General features: G+C 71.7%; 19 protein-coding genes. 11 read left to right on the top strand and 8 right to left on the bottom strand.

Annotation, left to right across the window (positions count from 1 at the left end; all coding sequences use genetic code 11):
• Positions 1 to 295: 295 nt before the first annotated feature.
• Together ABZ806_RS23960 and ABZ806_RS23955 are read left to right on the top strand one after the other, a co-directional pair.
• Positions 296 to 1,081: a lytic polysaccharide monooxygenase gene (locus ABZ806_RS23960; RefSeq protein ID WP_500219592.1), complete on the top strand. Its 786-nt coding sequence runs from the start codon at positions 296 to 298 to the stop codon at positions 1,079 to 1,081.
• Positions 1,066 to 1,665, top strand: coding sequence for a DUF305 domain-containing protein (locus ABZ806_RS23955; RefSeq protein ID WP_500219591.1), 600 nt, complete (start codon positions 1,066 to 1,068; stop codon positions 1,663 to 1,665). Before ABZ806_RS23960 ends, ABZ806_RS23955 begins: the two co-directional genes overlap by 16 nt.
• 52 nt (positions 1,666 to 1,717) lie before the next feature.
• Here the strand turns inward: ABZ806_RS23955 and ABZ806_RS23950 are convergent, their stop codons facing one another.
• The 5 genes from ABZ806_RS23950 to ABZ806_RS23930 all read right to left on the bottom strand — a co-directional run bounded on the left by ABZ806_RS23950 (position 1,718) and on the right by ABZ806_RS23930 (position 4,574).
• Positions 1,718 to 2,110: a hypothetical protein gene (locus ABZ806_RS23950; RefSeq protein ID WP_500219590.1), complete on the bottom strand. Its 393-nt coding sequence runs from the start codon at positions 2,108 to 2,110 to the stop codon at positions 1,718 to 1,720.
• The gene (locus ABZ806_RS23945) at positions 2,107 to 2,526 is read right to left on the bottom strand and encodes a roadblock/LC7 domain-containing protein (protein WP_500219589.1); all 420 of its coding nucleotides are present in this window, start codon (positions 2,524 to 2,526) and stop codon (positions 2,107 to 2,109) included. The genes ABZ806_RS23950 and ABZ806_RS23945 overlap by 4 nt, the downstream gene beginning before the upstream one ends.
• A 41-nt stretch (positions 2,527 to 2,567) precedes the next feature.
• On the bottom strand, positions 2,568 to 3,221 hold the full coding sequence (locus ABZ806_RS23940) for a hypothetical protein (RefSeq protein ID WP_500219588.1): 654 nt from the start codon (positions 3,219 to 3,221) through the stop codon (positions 2,568 to 2,570).
• Position 3,222: 1 nt separating this feature from the next.
• On the bottom strand, positions 3,223 to 3,573 hold the full coding sequence (locus tag ABZ806_RS23935) for a hypothetical protein (protein WP_500219587.1): 351 nt from the start codon (positions 3,571 to 3,573) through the stop codon (positions 3,223 to 3,225).
• Positions 3,574 to 3,881: 308 nt separating this feature from the next.
• On the bottom strand, positions 3,882 to 4,574 hold the full coding sequence (locus ABZ806_RS23930) for a hypothetical protein (RefSeq protein WP_500219586.1): 693 nt from the start codon (positions 4,572 to 4,574) through the stop codon (positions 3,882 to 3,884).
• A 94-nt stretch (positions 4,575 to 4,668) separates the two neighbouring features.
• Here ABZ806_RS23930 and ABZ806_RS23925 point away from each other — a divergent pair, with 94 nt between their 5' ends.
• Positions 4,669 to 5,652, top strand: coding sequence for an NAD-dependent epimerase/dehydratase family protein (locus ABZ806_RS23925; protein ID WP_500219585.1), 984 nt, complete (start codon positions 4,669 to 4,671; stop codon positions 5,650 to 5,652).
• 6 nt (positions 5,653 to 5,658) lie between these two features.
• Here ABZ806_RS23925 and ABZ806_RS23920 read toward each other — a convergent pair whose 3' ends face one another.
• Entirely contained in the window at positions 5,659 to 6,096 is a 438-nt protein-coding gene (locus tag ABZ806_RS23920; protein WP_500219584.1) for a MarR family winged helix-turn-helix transcriptional regulator, read from the bottom strand.
• Positions 6,097 to 6,162: 66 nt separating this feature from the next.
• On the opposite strand from ABZ806_RS23920, the gene ABZ806_RS23915 reads away from it, so the two are divergent.
• From ABZ806_RS23915 to ABZ806_RS23885, 7 genes are all read left to right on the top strand, one after another.
• Complete coding sequence (locus ABZ806_RS23915; protein ID WP_500219583.1) at positions 6,163 to 7,209, top strand: substrate-binding domain-containing protein; 1,047 nt, start codon at positions 6,163 to 6,165, stop codon at positions 7,207 to 7,209.
• Positions 7,210 to 7,403: 194 nt separating this feature from the next.
• Entirely contained in the window at positions 7,404 to 7,685 is a 282-nt protein-coding gene (locus ABZ806_RS23910) for an FmdB family zinc ribbon protein (RefSeq protein WP_500219582.1), read from the top strand.
• Positions 7,686 to 7,698: 13 nt separating this feature from the next.
• The gene (locus ABZ806_RS23905) at positions 7,699 to 8,328 is read left to right on the top strand and encodes an AmiS/UreI family transporter (RefSeq protein ID WP_500219581.1); all 630 of its coding nucleotides are present in this window, start codon (positions 7,699 to 7,701) and stop codon (positions 8,326 to 8,328) included.
• A gap of 32 nt (positions 8,329 to 8,360) precedes the next feature.
• Positions 8,361 to 9,608, top strand: a complete 1,248-nt coding sequence (gene fmdA / locus ABZ806_RS23900; RefSeq protein WP_500219580.1) for a formamidase — start codon at positions 8,361 to 8,363, stop codon at positions 9,606 to 9,608.
• Positions 9,609 to 9,742: 134 nt separating this feature from the next.
• Positions 9,743 to 11,365, top strand: a complete 1,623-nt coding sequence (locus tag ABZ806_RS23895; RefSeq protein WP_500219579.1) for an alkaline phosphatase D family protein — start codon at positions 9,743 to 9,745, stop codon at positions 11,363 to 11,365.
• Positions 11,366 to 11,749: 384 nt separating this feature from the next.
• Positions 11,750 to 13,180: an NYN domain-containing protein gene (locus ABZ806_RS23890; protein ID WP_500219578.1), complete on the top strand. Its 1,431-nt coding sequence runs from the start codon at positions 11,750 to 11,752 to the stop codon at positions 13,178 to 13,180.
• Between the two features lie 80 nt (positions 13,181 to 13,260).
• Positions 13,261 to 13,908, top strand: coding sequence for a tetratricopeptide repeat protein (locus ABZ806_RS23885; RefSeq protein WP_500219577.1), 648 nt, complete (start codon positions 13,261 to 13,263; stop codon positions 13,906 to 13,908).
• Positions 13,909 to 13,918: 10 nt separating this feature from the next.
• On the opposite strand, the gene ABZ806_RS23880 is transcribed toward ABZ806_RS23885, so the two are convergent.
• Positions 13,919 to 14,443 carry a lipase family protein gene (locus tag ABZ806_RS23880; RefSeq protein WP_500219576.1) on the bottom strand — a complete coding sequence of 175 codons (525 nt, stop codon included), beginning with the start codon at positions 14,441 to 14,443 and terminating at the stop codon, positions 13,919 to 13,921.
• A gap of 117 nt (positions 14,444 to 14,560) precedes the next feature.
• Between ABZ806_RS23880 and pyrE the strand changes: the two genes are divergently transcribed.
• Positions 14,561 to 15,097 carry an orotate phosphoribosyltransferase gene (gene pyrE, locus ABZ806_RS23875; RefSeq protein ID WP_500219575.1) on the top strand — a complete coding sequence of 179 codons (537 nt, stop codon included), beginning with the start codon at positions 14,561 to 14,563 and terminating at the stop codon, positions 15,095 to 15,097.
• A gap of 25 nt (positions 15,098 to 15,122) precedes the next feature.
• Here the strand turns inward: pyrE and ABZ806_RS23870 are convergent, their stop codons facing one another.
• Positions 15,123 to 15,533 carry a hypothetical protein gene (locus ABZ806_RS23870; RefSeq protein ID WP_500219595.1) on the bottom strand — a complete coding sequence of 137 codons (411 nt, stop codon included), beginning with the start codon at positions 15,531 to 15,533 and terminating at the stop codon, positions 15,123 to 15,125.
• Between the last annotated feature and the right edge of the window lie 20 nt (positions 15,534 to 15,553).

The following is a 15,553-nucleotide window of genomic DNA, read 5'->3' as shown; positions in this document are numbered from 1 at the left end:
CGTCGGCTTCGTGGTGGTGTTCGACCTCGACGAGGCCGCCAACGGGCTGTGGGTCGAGCCGAGGTGGGGCCTATCTTACACTATTTTGGGTCCGGGTTTCCACGGGCCGGGGCGCGATCGCCCACCGGCCCTTTCGTTTCCCCAGCGTGCCGGCCTGCCGGGAGCGGCCCGGCACGCCTTCACGGTCCCTTCGAGGATTATTAAAGTTTCTTTAGGGATACTCCCGCTAGCGTCCGACGGCATTGCGGTTCACCGACATCGGTGGCCGCGGGACGACTCGTTGGGAGAGTTCTTCATGCGCAGGTCCGTCGCCTACCCCCTCGCCGCCGCGGCGGCCGTCGCGGCGCCGGTGCTCGTCGCCGCACCCGCGTCGGCGCACGGCTACGTCTCCGCACCCCCGAGCCGGCAGGCGCTGTGCGCGTCCGGCGCCGTCCCCGACTGCGGCCCCATCACGTTCGAGCCGCAGAGCGTCGAGGGCCCGAAGGGGCTGAAGAGCTGCGACGGCGGCCTCAGCCAGTTCGCCGTCCTGGCGGACGAGAGCCGCGACTGGCCCGCCGCCTCCGTCGGGACGACCGTCGACTTCCGGTGGGTGTTCACCGCGCGGCACCGCACGTCCAACTGGGAGTACTTCATCGGCGGGACGAAGGTCGCCGCGTTCGACGGCGGCAACCAGCAGCCGGACGCGGTCGTCACGCACAAGGTCGACCTCGGCAAGTTCCCGGGGAAGCGCACCGTCCTCGCGGTGTGGAACATCGGGGACACCCCGAACGCCTTCTACAGCTGCATCGACCTGAACGTCGGCGGCGGCGGGAGTGGCGGCGGCGGTTCGCAGCCGGCGCCCGCGCCCACCGCGCAGCCCACCACGCGTCCGACCCCGCCGGCGCCCGCGCCCAGCAGCCCGGCGGCGCCCGCGCCGACCGGGGAGCCCGCGTCCGGCGGCACGTGGAAGGCGGGTGCGGCATTCAAGACGGGCGACGTGGTGACCTTCAACGGCGCGCGGTTCCGCTGCCGCCAGGGGCACACGGCGCTCCAGGGCTGGGAGCCGTCGCAGTTCACGCTGGCCCTGTGGCTGCCGCTGTGACCGCCCGGCGCCGCGCCGCCCTCGCGCTCGCTCTCGCCGCGACCCTGCCGCTGGCCGCGTGCAGCGGCGAACCGGCGCGGACGAAGGCGGCGAGCGCGGCGTCCAGCGCCCCGGCCGCCGCCTACAACGACCAGGACGTCCTCTTCCTGCAGATGATGGTGACCCATCACGAGCAGGGGCTGCAGATGGTGCGGCTGGCCGCCGACCGCGCCGAGCGCGCGCAGGTGCGGACGCTCGCCTCGGCGGTCGACGCGACCGAGGCCGAGGAGCTGAAGCTGATCAAATCGTGGCTCGGCGGATGGTCCAAGCCGGCCACGTCGGATGCGGCGGCGCGGACCCACCTGCATCACGGCGCCGCGCCCGCGACCGGCGCCAAGGAGATCGACACCCTGCGCAAGACGAAGGGGGCCCGGTTCGAGCCGGCCTTCCTCAACCTGTTCATCGGCCACCAGGGCAGCGCCGTGGAGATGGCGCGGGCCGAGCAGAGCAAGGGCGCCAGCCCCGACGCGAAGGCGTTCGCGGGACGCGTCGTCGAGTCGAGGACGGCCGAGATCCAGCAGATGCTTCGCCTGCTCAACAGCTGACGGACGACGGCCCGCCCACCGCTGTGTGCGCCGGTGGACGGGCCGTCCGCCGTCACACCTCCAGGTTCTCCTCGATGTCGCGGAGCCGGTGCCTGGCCAGGGCCAGGTTCGCGCGGGACCTGTCGAGGGCCATGTAGAGGAAGAGGCCCTTGCCCTTGCGTCCGGTCACCGGGCGGATGACGTGGTACTGGCTGGAGATGCTGATGAGGATGTCCTCGATCTCCTCCTTCAGGCCGAGCTGCTCCATGGTGCGGAACTTGGCCCGCACCACCTCGGTGTTCCCGGCGGAGGCGACCTGCAGGTCGAGGGCCTTGGAACTGCCCAGGTGACCGAGCGCCATACCGCTGTTGTAGTCGACGACGGCGGCGCCGATCGCCCCGTCGATCGTCATCATGTCCTTCAGCGAGAGGTCGAGGTTGGACACGTGCTCCCCTTTCGTTGTCATGGCCTTCGGCGCGGGGTCGAGAGATGCGCGGCGACGGCGCGCGCGATCGGACGCGACTCCAGATGCAGCCGCCCCACGTTGACGGTCGGTTCCGCCAGCACGGTGAGGGACGCCGTCGGACCGGCCGCGTAGACGACCACGTAGCCGTCCACCCCGCGGATCGCCACCTCGTGGAACGCGCCGCCGTGCGCGGTCTGCGAGATCCGGTGCGCCAGCGACAGGCCGGTGGCCGTCACCGCCGCCATCCCGGTCGGTTCGACGGCCGCGGTCAGGTCGTGCGCGATGAGCAGCCCGTCCGCCGACGCGACCAGGCTGCCGGTGAGCTGCGGGACGCGCGCCCGCAGCGCCCGCAGCTCACCCGCCACCGCGGCCTCGGGGACCCGCGCCGCCGTCCCCGCCCCCGCTCGTTTCGCCACCTTCGCCACCCTTTCGATCAGTCGTTTCACCGGTCGTCCGGTCAGCCGAGCTCCACCAGCGCCGTCCGCAGCCGGTCGAGCACCGCGTGATCGGGCGCGGCCCACTCGAACGCCCCCTCGCCCCACCCCTGCGGCGCGGCGGCCCCGGGCGGCCCGGTCTCCACGAGCGACGCCGCGGCCAGGCCGCGCACCGCGAGGAGGCAGCCGAACGCCGTCCGCCCGAGGTCGCGGGCCAGCCGCGCGGGCGTGCGCCGCCCATCGGCGTTGAGCAGGATCTCCGCCTGGACGCCGGTCAGGATGACGCGCTGCCGCCGCACCCGCCGGACCGGCACGACGGCCGCCGCGTCGACGCCGCCGTCCGGCCAGGCCGCGTCGAGCCGGGCGCGGCGCCGCCGCTGCTCGTGCACGAGCGTCGCCACGCCGACGCGCAGGGCACCGCCCGCCGGCTCCTCCGCGAACACGGGCTCGGCCGCCGAACCCAGCAGGAAGTAGGCGGCGTCGAACAGCGCGAGCAGCGCCGCCAACTCGGGATCGGACCCGCCCGGCAGGTCATCGGCCCCGGGCACATGCCTGCTCTCGGCATGGACGACGGCTCCACCCGCAAGGTGGAACGCGCCATCGTCGCCCACCCGAAGCACGCCGGTGCCCCTTTCCCGCTCCAGCACGGCGAGCACACCGCAAATGTCGCCGCCCATGTCACCCGTCCGCCATTTCGCGGACGAGGCTCTGCATCCGCAGCCGCGCGAGCGCGAGATTGCCCTTCTCCCGGTCGAGCAGCAAATGGACGAAGAGATGCCCGTCGAGATCGGCTCCCGAGAGGGCCAACAGGTGATATCCCGCGGCGCCGCACACGATGATCTCCTCGATGTCATCGCCCGCCGCGGTCGCGCTCAGCGCCGGCGACGCCAGCACCGCCCGCACCACGTCGGTGGCCCCGGCCGCGTCCTCATGCTGGTCGACGATGTCCTCACGGCCCGCCGCCGCCACGGCGAGCCCGCTGGCACAGTCCACCAGCGTCACCCGCTGCGCCCCCGGTATCGTCATCATCCGCGCAAGACAGTCGTCAATCCCCACTCATTCCCCCACCGAATGAGAGTTGCAGGAACTCGACCATAGCCACAACTTCACCCCCCGCACCCCCACCCAGTTAAATCCCGACGACATCCCCCAACCAGGGTACAAATACCACCCAGTATCCAACCCGGTCAGCCCGTTATGCGGCCCCCGGCCCCGAAACGGACCGTCCTTATCCCGGCCATTCCGACACACCCGCAATAGCCGCAGCCACCGCAGGTGTGAGCCCGGCCGCGGCAGGTGCCGGACGGCCGCGGACGGTCTTCGCGGCGGCGGTCGGGTCAGTCGAGAGGGAGGGTTTCGAGGTAGTGGTCGAGGGTTTGCTCGTCGTGGGCGCGGATGAAGAGCGGGCCGCCGCAGTCGGTGAGCAGGATGCCCGGGGCCGTGTAGAAGGTCAGGCCCTGCTCTCCTTCGGGGTAGGCGGGGAACGGCAGGCGTGTGAGGTGCTGGTCGAGGTCGCCGGCTTCGCATTCGACGTATTCGCAGACGGGGTCGTCGGCCTGCGGTGACTCGAAGAGCACCATTTCGATGCACGACATGGAGAAGCTGGGGAGCCAGCCCGTCCAGCGCTCGGCGTCCTTGTCGGCGAGGTCGAGTTGCATGCGGACGGGTGGGTCCGGGTGCTGCAGATCGGCCAGGAGGATGCCCCAGGATGCGACGCCCTGGTTCTCCTCGCGGAAGACCAGGGCCTCCTTGCGGTCGTCCACGTAGAAGTCGCCCGGGTCGAGCAGGTGCTGCATGTTGCTGTGCAGGTCCTCGCGGCGGCCGAAAAGCATGTACGCCTCGCGGACGGCGGCGGGCAGGCGGATGCCCAGGCTCTCTTCGGCGGCGGTCAGTTCGGTCTCGGGCGTCCCGTCGTCGGGACTCAGCGGAGTGGACCAGATCGCGGCGAAGCCCCGGATGTAGTCCCAGGCCGCCGACCGGCTTGCCAGCGCGAGGGGGAGGTCGCGGACGAGATCAAAGGAGTCGGTCACGGGCGGAAGCTACTCCGGCCGTCGGACAGTCCGGGATTTCCGCTGTGAGCAGGGAGGCGTTCCGCAGAGGACGCGCAGAGGGCAAGGTTCTCCCATGAGGATTCTGATGCTGGGCGGGACGGAGTTCGTCGGTCGGGCCATCACCGAGGACGCTCTCGCGCGCGGCTGGGACGTGACCGTCTTCCATCGGGGGCGTCACGAGCCGCCCGAAGGCGTCGCCTCGTTGAACGGCGACAGGACTGCCGAAGGGGGTCTCAAGGCCCTCGAAGACGGGGAGTGGGACGCGGTCGTCGACACATGGTCGGGTGCGCCGTCGGCTGTGCGCGACTCCGCGCGCCTTCTTGACGGACGGGTCGGGCACTACGTCTACATCTCCAGCCGTTCCGTCTACCGGTTCCCCACGCCGCTCGGGCTCGGGGAGAAGGCCGAGGTGGTGGACGGCTCCCCGGACGACGGCGATGTCGACTACGCGGCGGCGAAGCGCGGTGGTGAGCTTGCAGTGCTCGACGTGTTCGGGGACAAGGCGCTGCTGATGCGGGCCGGCCTCATCCTGGGCCCGAACGAGAACATCGGACGGCTTCCCTGGTGGTTGACGCGCATCGCCCGGGGTGGCGCTGTTCTGGCGCCCGGCCCGCGCGACAGCGGCCTCCAGTACATCGACGCCCGGGACCTCGCCGCATGGGCACTGGACGCGGCCGGGCAGGGCTTGAACGGCGCCTACAACGTGGTCAGCCCGCCCGATCACACGACAATGGAGAAGTTGCTCCGAGCCTGCATTGACGTAACCGGGTCTGACGCCGACCTTGTCTGGACGGACCCAGCAACCATCCTCGCTGCGGGCATCCAGCCGTGGACGGATCTGCCCATCTGGCTTCCACCGGGCGAGGCCCACGACACCATGCACCGCGCCAACGTCGATAAGGCTGTCGCGGCGGGGCTGCGGTGCAGGCCCGTCCAGGAAACGGTCGCCGACACGTGGGCGTGGCTCCAGGCCATCGGCGGACAGGCGCCGCAGCGTCCCGACCGTCCCGTGGTGGGCTTGGACGCCGACAAGGAGGCCGAGGTCCTGCGCGGCTGATCCGGGTCAGGGCAGGTGGGTGGAGATTCTGGTCAGGAGGGCGCGGAGTAGGGCCAGTTCCTCGCGGCCCACCGATTCCTGGACGCGGGTCCACTCGGCTTCCACGGCGGTGGTCAGGCGGGCCACCTGCTCGTGGCCGTGGTCGGAGAGGAACACCAGGACGCGGCGGCGGTCGGTGTCGTCCACGCGGCGGTACACCAGGCCCGCGGACACCAGGCGGTCCACCACCTTGGTGAGGGTGGGCGCGGGGAGCAGGGCGTGCTCGGCTATCCCGGCCATCGGATGGCCCGAGCCGTCGGCCAGCAGGGACGTGACGCGCCACTCCTCCACGGTCGAGCCGGCGGCCTTGAGGGCGGCGCCGAGCCGGGCGGTGATGTCGCGCTCGACGCGCGCCAGCACCCGCGGGAGGTCCAGCTCGTGCTGCGGAACACCTGTCGTAGTCATCGCAAGACCCGATATTACCGTCTCGTAGAAAGTATTTTTGGGCACCCATGGGCTACCGTCCCCGTTATGGACGACCTGAACGTCGCCCTGGTGGTGCCGTTGCAGGGGCCCGCGGGACTCTTCGGGCCCTCCGCCGAGCTGTGCGCCCGGCTGGCACAGGAAGAGATCAACGCCGAGGGCGGCGTGCTCGGCCGGCGGCTGCGGCTCCTCCTCGTGGACGGCGGCGCGCCGCCGCCGGTGGTCGCCGACAGGGTCGGGGCGCTGGTCGGCTCCGGCGCCGTGCACGCGGTGACGGGGTGGCACATCTCGGCCGTCCGGCAGTGCCTCGCGCCGCGCCTGGCCGGGCGCGTCCCCTACGTGTACACCGCGCTGTACGAGGGTGGTGAGCGCTCGCCCGGGGTCTTCCTCACCGGCGAGACGCCCGAGGGGCAGCTCCGGCCCGCGCTGCGGCGGCTCGCGGCGGAGTTCGGCGTCCGGCGCTGGACGATCGTCGGCGACGACTACATCTGGCCGCGCGCCTCCGCCCACGCCGTCCGGTCGTACCTGGCCGAGCAGGGCGCCGTGCTGTGCGACGAGATCTTCGTCCGGCTCGGGACGCAGGACTTCGGCGGCGTGCTGCGCCGGATCGACACGAGCGGCTGCGAGGGCGTCCTCATGCTGCTGGTCGGCGACGACGCGGTGGCGTTCAACCGGGCCTTCGGCGCGGCGGGCCTGCCGCAGCTGCGGTTCAGCCCGCTGATGGACGAGAACATGCTGCTCGCGACGGGCGTGGAGGGCACCCGCGGGCTGTTCGCCGCGGCGGGGTTCTTCGAGACGCTCCCGACCGGGGACGGCCTGGACTTCGGCGCCCGCTACCACCTGCGCTTCGGCACGCAGGCGCCGCCGCTCAACAGCATGGGCGAGTCCTGCTACGAGGGGGTGCGGCTGCTCGGCGAACTGTTCCGGCGCAGCGGGGGGCCGGACGTCCGGCGGATGAGCGCGGTCGCCGAGGGCACCGGTTACGACGGGCCGCGCGGGCCCGTCGAGGTACGGGACCGGCACCTGCGGCAGCGGGTGTTCCTCGCCGCCGCCGACGGGCTGGAGTTCGACGTCCTGTGCCAGATCTCCCCCTGACCGTTACTCCTCGCCGAAAAAATTTCCACCGGAAATAAACGGGTTCCTCGTGCCGACGACCAACGCCATCGGCCGAGGCCGCTTCAACCCGCAGGCAGTGCACCGCCCGCCCGGGGCACACCCCACCCATTGACTATTACTTCAGATCCGAATAGTTTCTGTGAGAAGTAATGTGTGCGGCTGGAGGCCCCGTCATGGTGATCTATCAGTACCGCTGTGCCCGCTGCGGACCCTTCGACCTCGCGCTGCCGATGGGCGGCGCCCGCTCCGAGAACCCGTGCGCGGACTGCGGCGGCGCCGCCCGCCGCGTCTACACCGCCCCGTCCCTCACCCGGCCCGGTGCGCCGCTCACCCGGGCCCTGGACGCCCAGGAGGCCAGCCGGCACGAACCGAGGGTCGTGTCGGCGCCCCCGCCGACGCACCCCCGCCCGGCCCGGCCCGCCGACCCCCGGCACGCACTCCTCCCCCGGCCCTGAACGAGGTGATCCCGTGGCAAGCGTGGGCCTGCTCTACGTCGGCGCGGCGCTCTTCGTCAACGCGCTGATGATGCTCGGCCGCGTCGAGGCGCGGTCGGCGGCGCTCCTGAACCTGTTCGTGGGCGCGCTGCAGGTGGTGCTGCCGACGCTGCTGCTGGTGGCCGCCGGGGACGACCTGGCGGCGATCACCGCGGCGTCCGGCATCTACCTGTTCGGGTTCACCTACCTGTACATCGGCATCGGCCTGCTGGCCGGCCTCGACACCACCGGCGCCGGCTGGTTCTCGCTGTTCGTCGCGATCGCGGCGATCGCCTTCGCGGGGATCAACTTCTTCGACGTCGGCGACCATCCGTTCGGGGTCATCTGGCTCTGCTGGTCGTTCCTGTGGTTCCTGTTCTTCCTCGTCCTCGGTCTCAAACGGGAGGAGCTCACCCGCTACACGGGGTGGGTGACCCTCGCCAGCGCCGCGGGCACGACGACGCTGCCCGCGTTCCTGCTGCTGACCGACACCTACACGACGTCCGCGGTCTTCGCCGCGGTGTTCGCCGCCGTCGCCGTCGCCGTCTTCGCCGGGCTGTGGATCCCGACCCGTCCCGGACGCCTGCCGCACGGCGCGGCCCCAGAGCCCGCCACCGGACCCTGACTCCACTCCACCGCTCCAGAAGGAGAATCCTCATGCCCGACGTCGTCTTCAGCGTCGACCAGGCCAGATCGATGCGCGACCAGAGCGTCCCCGGCCACAACCGCTGGCATCCCGACATCCCCGCCGCCGCGACCGTCCGCCCCGGAGCGGAGTTCCGCATGGAATGCCGCGAGTGGACGGACGGCCAGATCGGCAACAACGACTCCGCCAACGACATCCGCGACGTCGACCTCTCGCCCTGCCACATGCTGAGCGGTCCCATCGCCGTCGAGGGCGCCGAACCCGGCGACCTCCTCGTCGTCGACATCCTCGACCTCGGGCCGATCCCGCAGCAGACGGGCGGGATCGCCGGCCAAGGATGGGGCTACACCGGCATCTTCGCCAAGCAGAACGGCGGCGGGTTCCTCACCGACTACTATCCCGACGCCTACAAGGCCATCTGGGACTTCCACGGCCAGCAGGCCACCTCGCGCCACATCCCCGGGGTGCGCTTCACCGGCATCACCCATCCCGGCCTGTTCGGCACGGCCCCTTCGGCGGAACTGCTGGCGCGGTGGAACGCGCGGGAGCAGGCGCTCATCGACACCGACCCGAACCGGATGCCGCCGCTCGCGCTACCTCCCCTCCCGGAGAACACGCTCGCCGGGACGCTCACCGGGGACGCACTCGCCAAGGTCGGCGCGGAGGGCGCCCGCACCGTCCCGCCGCGCGAGAACGGCGGCAACCACGACATCAAGAACTTCACCCGCGGATCGCGGGTCTTCTACCCCGTCAACGTCCCCGGCGGCATGCTGTCGGGCGGCGACCTGCACTTCAGCCAGGGCGACGGTGAGATCACCTTCTGCGGCGCCATCGAGATGGGCGGCTACATCGACTTCCACGTCGACCTCATCAAGGGCGGCATGGAGAAGTACGGCGTGACCACCAACCCGATCTTCATGCCGGGCAACGTGGAGCCGCGCTACACCGAGTTCATCAGCTTCGTCGGCATCTCCGTCGACCACGGCACCGACACCAACCACTACAACGACGCCACCCTCGCCTACCGGAACGCCTGCCTCAACGCCGTCGAGTACCTCAAGACGTTCGGCTACACCGGCGAGCAGGCGTACCTGCTGCTGGGCGCCGCACCGATCGAGGGACGCGTCAGCGGCGTCGTCGACATCCCGAACGCCTGCTGCTCGCTCTACCTGCCCACGGCCATCTTCGACTTCGACATCCGCCCGACCGCCGACGGCCCGCGCCGCGCCGACCGCGGCCAGTGCGCCGTCTCCTCCTGACCCCATCTCCTCGGGCCCGGCCGCGTGCTCCGCACGTGGCCGGGCCCACCGCTTCCGGGACCGGTATGGCCCGTACGCCGGGCCCCGCCTCGTTCGGGTGGACGCGGCGGGGTCCGGTCCGCTAGAGACCTCTTATGAGCGCTTTGGTACTCGGGCCCCATCTCCGGCACGTGAGTCACCACACCGCGACGATCTGGGTGGAGACGGAACGGCCCTGCGAGGTACGAGTCGTCAGTGAGGAGCACGGTGTCGACGCGTCCGCGCGGACGTTCACCGCGCACGGCCACCACTACGCGCTCGTCGAGGTCGACGGTCTCTCGCCCTGTTCGCGCATCCCCTACGAGGTCATCGCCGACGGCGAGACCGTCTGGCCGGAGGACGACGGGTTCCCGCCGTCCCAGATCAGGACGCTCCAGGAGGAAGGAGGGCTGCGCATCTCCTTCGGCTCCTGCCGCCGTTCACCGGGAACCGTGGAGGAGTTCGGCCACGACGCGCTCGCCGCGTTCGCGCGGCGGCTGCGCGACGGCGGCGACGAGGTCACCTGGCCCGACATCCTGCTCATGGTCGGCGACCAGGTGTACGCCGACGAGTTGAGCGACGAGATGCGCGCGTTCATCGGCGGACGGCGCGGGCCGGACGAGCCGCCCGCCGACGAGGCCGCCGACTTCGAGGACTACACGCACCTCTACCAGCTGGCCTGGCACGGCGATCCGGCGGTCCGGTGGCTGCTGTCGACCGTCCCCACCTTCACGATCTTCGATGACCACGACATCCGGGACGACTGGAACACCTCCCACGCGTGGCGGCGGGAGATGTGGTCGCAGCCCTGGTGGAAGGCGCGCATCACCGGCGGGATCGGGTCCTACTGGATCTACCAGCATCTCGGGAACCTGTCGCCGCAGGACCGTGCGTCCGATCCGCTCTTCGAGGCGCTGCGCAAGGCGTCCGACGAGACGGGCGACGCCGGCGCCGTCCTGGACGAGTTCGCGGAGAAGGCCGACAAGGAACCTGCCAGTACACGCTGGAGTTACGCCCACGATTGGGGAGGCACCCGCCTCATCGTCGTCGACAGCCGGTGCTCCAGGCTCCTCACCGAGGACCGGCGCGGCATGCTCGACGACGAGGAGTTCGAGTGGCTGGACGGCCAGTGCCAGGGCGGCATGGACCATCTCCTCATCGCGAGCTCTCTCCCCTACCTGCTTCCCATGGCGATCCACCACGCGGAGTCGTGGAACGAGGCCGTCGCCGGCGGAGCCTGGGGCAAGCGCGGCGCGGCGCTCGGGGAGAAGATCCGCCAGGCCGCCGACCTCGAGCACTGGGCCGCGTTCGAAAGGTCGTTCCGCGACGTCGCAGCCGATGTCATGGCCGTCGGACGTGGTGAACGCGGTCCCGCACCGGCGAGCATCTCGTTCCTCTCCGGCGACATCCACTACTCCTATCTGGCGCGGGTCACCGAGCCCGGCACGCAGTCGAAGGTGTCCCAGGTCGTCTGCTCACCGCTGCGCAACCCATTGCAGGGAAAGTTCAAGTGGGCGAACCGCATCGCGTACTCGCGGGCGTCGGGCGGACCGTTCCGGATGCTGGCGAAGCTGGCAAAGGTGCCCGCCCCGCCCATCCGGTGGCGCATGACGGACGGCCCCTGGTTCCACAACGCCATCGCGACCGTCGAATTGTCCGGCCGGGACTGCAACGTGCGCTGGGAGACTCCGCACGACGACGGCCGGATGTCGGAGATGGGGCGCGCACGCATCACCTGAGCCGCCGCCCTCCCCGAGCCTCGACCGGCGAAAAGGAAATCGCGTCCGAAATGCATGACCGTCGGTGGTCAAGCCACCACAAGGAGCGAGACTGCGAAAGGTTTCGAGTTTCGCCGGACCCCCGGTCCTGAACTTGTGACCTGCTCGTTCACGTAAAGATCATGTGGAAGGCCGGGGCGGGACCGAAACGGCTGGTAGCGTCCGCCGACGGCTCCCATTTCGTAGTTACCGGGGAGTCGCCAACCGGCGGCTCGTCATGAAAGAGTGGCGAATCGCCGTATCGGCCTACTGGGCTGCAGGGCTTCACTACGCTATAAGCGCCCGGGGTCGCTACGTCTTAGTGGGCACGCTGTGAGCTCCCGTGTTGAGGAAGGACGGTGCCGCATGGATCGCTGCGCGCTGTTCGTGGACGCCGGCTACCTGCTGGCGGACGGCGCCATGGCCGTGCACGGCACGCGCCACCGCGAGACGGTCTCGTGGGACTTCGGCGGGCTACTGCAACTCCTCGGCAACCTCGCCAGGGAACGCACCGGCATGCCGCTTCTGCGCTGCTACTGGTACGAGGCCACGATCGAGGGCCGCCGCTCGCCCGAGCACGACGCGCTCGCCGACCTGCCCGGCCTCAAGCTGCGGCTCGGCCGCGTCCGGCCGGGCCGCCGCGAGGGCGTCGACACCGAGATCCACCGCGACCTGATGACCCTGGCCCGCAACGGCGCGCTCGCCGACGCCGTCGTGGTCAGCGGCGACGAGGACCTCGCGCAGGTCGTCACCGACGCCCAGGACCTCGGCATCCGCGTCACCGTCGTGCACGTCGCCGTCGACGGCAACTGGACGATCTCCCGCGTGCTGCGGCAGGAGTGCGACGACCTCATCGAGATCGGGTCCGGCCACCTGCGCCCCTACGTCAACCTGCTCGCCGGCATGGACGGGACGACGCCCGGCTCCTCGCTCGGGACGAGCCCCCTGTCCAACGGGCACGGCGGGTCCAACGGGCACGGCAGCTCGATCGGCCCCCTGCAGACGACCGCGCACAACGGGCCGCCGCCCGCGTCCCCGGTCAGCGGGCCGCCGGTGCCGTCCGCCTCGTCGATACGCGACCTCGGCCCCGCCATGGGCGGCGGGCTGAACAACGGCATGACCAGCGGGATGAGCAGCGGCTCCATCGGCAACAGCGGCCCGATGCCGCTGCCCGGCGGCAGCGGCATCGGCGGCGGCATGAGCGGCGCCGGCGGCGGCATGAGCGGTGCGGGCGGCGGCCTCACCGGGTCGTCCTACGCGACCGGCGGCCAGCAGGCCCCGCTGCAGCCCGCGACCACGTCCGGGCCGTCGCCCCTCCCGTCGATGCCGGCCCCCTCGGCGCCGCCGATGCCGCCGCCGACCACCGGGCCGCAGTACAGCAGCTCGCCCGTCCCGGCCCCGTCCCCGCCGCCGCCCCCGCAGACGCTGCCCCCGCAGCACAGCGGTCAGCCGGGTGGCCAGCACGGTGGTCAACACGGCGTTCAACACGGTGGCCAGCACGGCCCCTACACCGGGCCGCAGCAGCTGTCGCCCGTCCCGGCGCAGAACACCCCGACCCTGTCGGACGCGGTCAAGGCCGCCCACCAGGAGGGGCAGGACTTCGGCGAGTCCGTCGCCCGGGACGCGCCCGCCCTGTGGCTGGAGGCCGTCCTCGCCCGCAAGCCGCGCATGCCGTCCGACCTGGAGGCGCGGCTGCTGCAGGGGTCGTCGCTGCCGATCGACTTCCTGCTGCACGACGAGGTGCGGCACGCGCTGCGCCGCGGATTCTGGGACGCGCTAGAACGTTCCCGCAGGTGAGCTGACAGGTACGCGCCGGTATTCAACGATCATCGTCGATTCGCCCGCTTCGGCCGGGCGCCGCCGGGTAGCGTTGAGGCGTGACGCATGTGACGGAAGACGATCTCGACGACCTGGAGTTCGACACCCTGCGCACCGGCGATCACATCTCGGCGGCACGCAGGCTGGCCGAGCTGGCCGAGTCGGTCTCCGGTGGGGTGTCGCGCGCGAACGTCCTGCTGCGCGCCGGCGAGCAGTACCAGCACGCCGGCGACCACGGCCGGGCCGCCGAGTTGTACCGCCGGGCCCTGGACGACGGCGGCGAGACCTACGGCGACCCGCGCGCCTACCTCGCCGACGCGCTGTTCGAGCTCGGCGACGCCGGTGAGGCCCGCACGCTCCTCGACCAGATCCGCGCCGACAGCCCCCGCGACCCCGAGGTGTACCGCGCCGTCGCCGAGGTGCTGTACGCCCAGGGCGACGCGACCGGCGCCCACGAGTGGGCGACCAGCGGCGCCGACGTGGTCCTCGCTCTTCGCGACCGCGCCGTCGGCACCGGCATGGGCGGCGGCCCCGACGAGGCCCCGGCGCCCGACGCCGAGTCCCTCACCCCGGGCCCCGACGACGTCGCCATCGCCGAGGACAGCCTGGAGGCCCTCCTCCGCCTCCGCTACCGGGCCCGCGTGGACCTCGGCCGCAGCGAGGACGACTACGACGCGCTCCTGGACGACCTCCTGAAGAACGCCTGAGTCAGAGCAGTCAGAGCTCGGCCATCAGTTCGCTCAGGGACTGCGCGACCGTCGTCGGCGGCTCGTGGTCGATCACCTGCCAGCCGCGCAGGCGCGCCTCCCTGAGGGCCGCACCGTGGTCGGACGCGGCGGACCGGTCCGCATGGGTGCGGAGGTAGCCGCAGGGCGCCTCCGGCCAATCTGGCGCCATGGGGAGGGTGTCCTCGGGCGCGTCGTGGTCGTGCGGGCCGCGGCGCGGGAGATCGGCGTCCACGAACACGAAACCCGCGACCGGGCGGTGGGCCGCGCGCTGGGCGAGGGAGATGCCAGGCAGCAGCGGGCCCGCGGCGCCGTGCGCGACGAGGACGAGCGGCACGACCGGGTCCGTCGCGGTGATGGTCAGCGAGACGCGGGCGATGTAGCGGGGGCCGGTCGCGTCCGGGACGTCCGGCGCCACCACGTCCAGACCGTACGAGCGGAGCATCTCGGGCAGATCGCCCCAGGAGGCCGCGGTGGCACCGGGGGCGTGCAGCAGGACGACGGTTCCGGGTATCACCCACCGAACCTACAGGGCACCCGCCGCCCGCGGACGCGGGGTCACCGGCGGGCACGCGCAATGAGTCGCCGACCGGGGGTTCCAGGGGGCGCCCCCCCGGGTCAATAGGCTCTACCCGTGAGCGATCGTGACGAACTGCTGTGGCAGATCAAGGACAAGGCCGTCGTGCACGGCGACTTCGTGCTGTCGTCGGGGAAGCGGGCGTCCTGGTACGTGGACCTGCGCCGGGTGACGCTGGACGGGGCCGCGGCGCCGCTGGTGGGCCGGGTCATGCTGGACGAGACCGCCGACCTGGCCTACGACGCCGTCGGCGGGCTCACGCTCGGGGCCGATCCGGTGGCGGCGGCGATGCTGCACGCGGCCGCGGCGCGCGGCCGGACGCTGGACGCGTTCGTCGTCCGCAAGGCGGGCAAGGCGCACGGGCTGCAGCGCCGCATCGAGGGGCCGGACGTGCAGGGCCGCCGCGTGCTGGCCGTGGAGGACACCTCGACCACGGGCGGGTCCGTCCTGACGGCGGTGGAGGCGCTGCGGGAGGCGGGCGCGGAGGTCGTGGCGGTCGCGACGATCCTGGAGCGCGGCGCCGCCGGGCGCATCGCGGCGGAGGGCCTCGCCTACCGCCACCCCTACGACGTGGCCGATCTGGGGCTGGGCTAGCGGGTTCCGGCGCGGCGGCGGCCGGTCAGCTCTTGGCCTTGACGAGCCACTCGCCGCGCTGGCCGGCGGGCTTCGCCGGCTGCTCCTTGCCGTAGATGACGACGGTGAGGGAGCCGCCGTTGGCGGCGACGACCTGCAGGGGGGCCTGGTCGTACTTCAGCCTGGTCCCGGTGCTGAGCGTGGTGTTGGTGAGCACGGTGCCGGCCGTGTCGGCGATGCGGACGACCACGTTCGTCGGCTGCCCGGTGACGCTGAGCACGAGGGGCACCTCGGCGGCGGGCGTGGTCTTCTCGTTGCTGCTCGGGGACGTCCTGCCGCCGTCGCCGTCGTTCTTGGACGGCGAGGCGGCCGTCGCCGGCCCCTTCTGGTCTGGTTCGCCCGAGATCGCGTTGACCAGAGCCATGCCGCCCACGACGAGGAGGGCCAAGGCGGCCACCACGGCCAAAGCCGCGATCA

Source organism: Spirillospora sp. NPDC047418, from assembly GCF_040643275.1.
Classification (GTDB): domain Bacteria; phylum Actinomycetota; class Actinomycetes; order Streptosporangiales; family Streptosporangiaceae; genus Spirillospora.
This window is presented reverse-complemented; position numbering and strand designations above follow the sequence as displayed.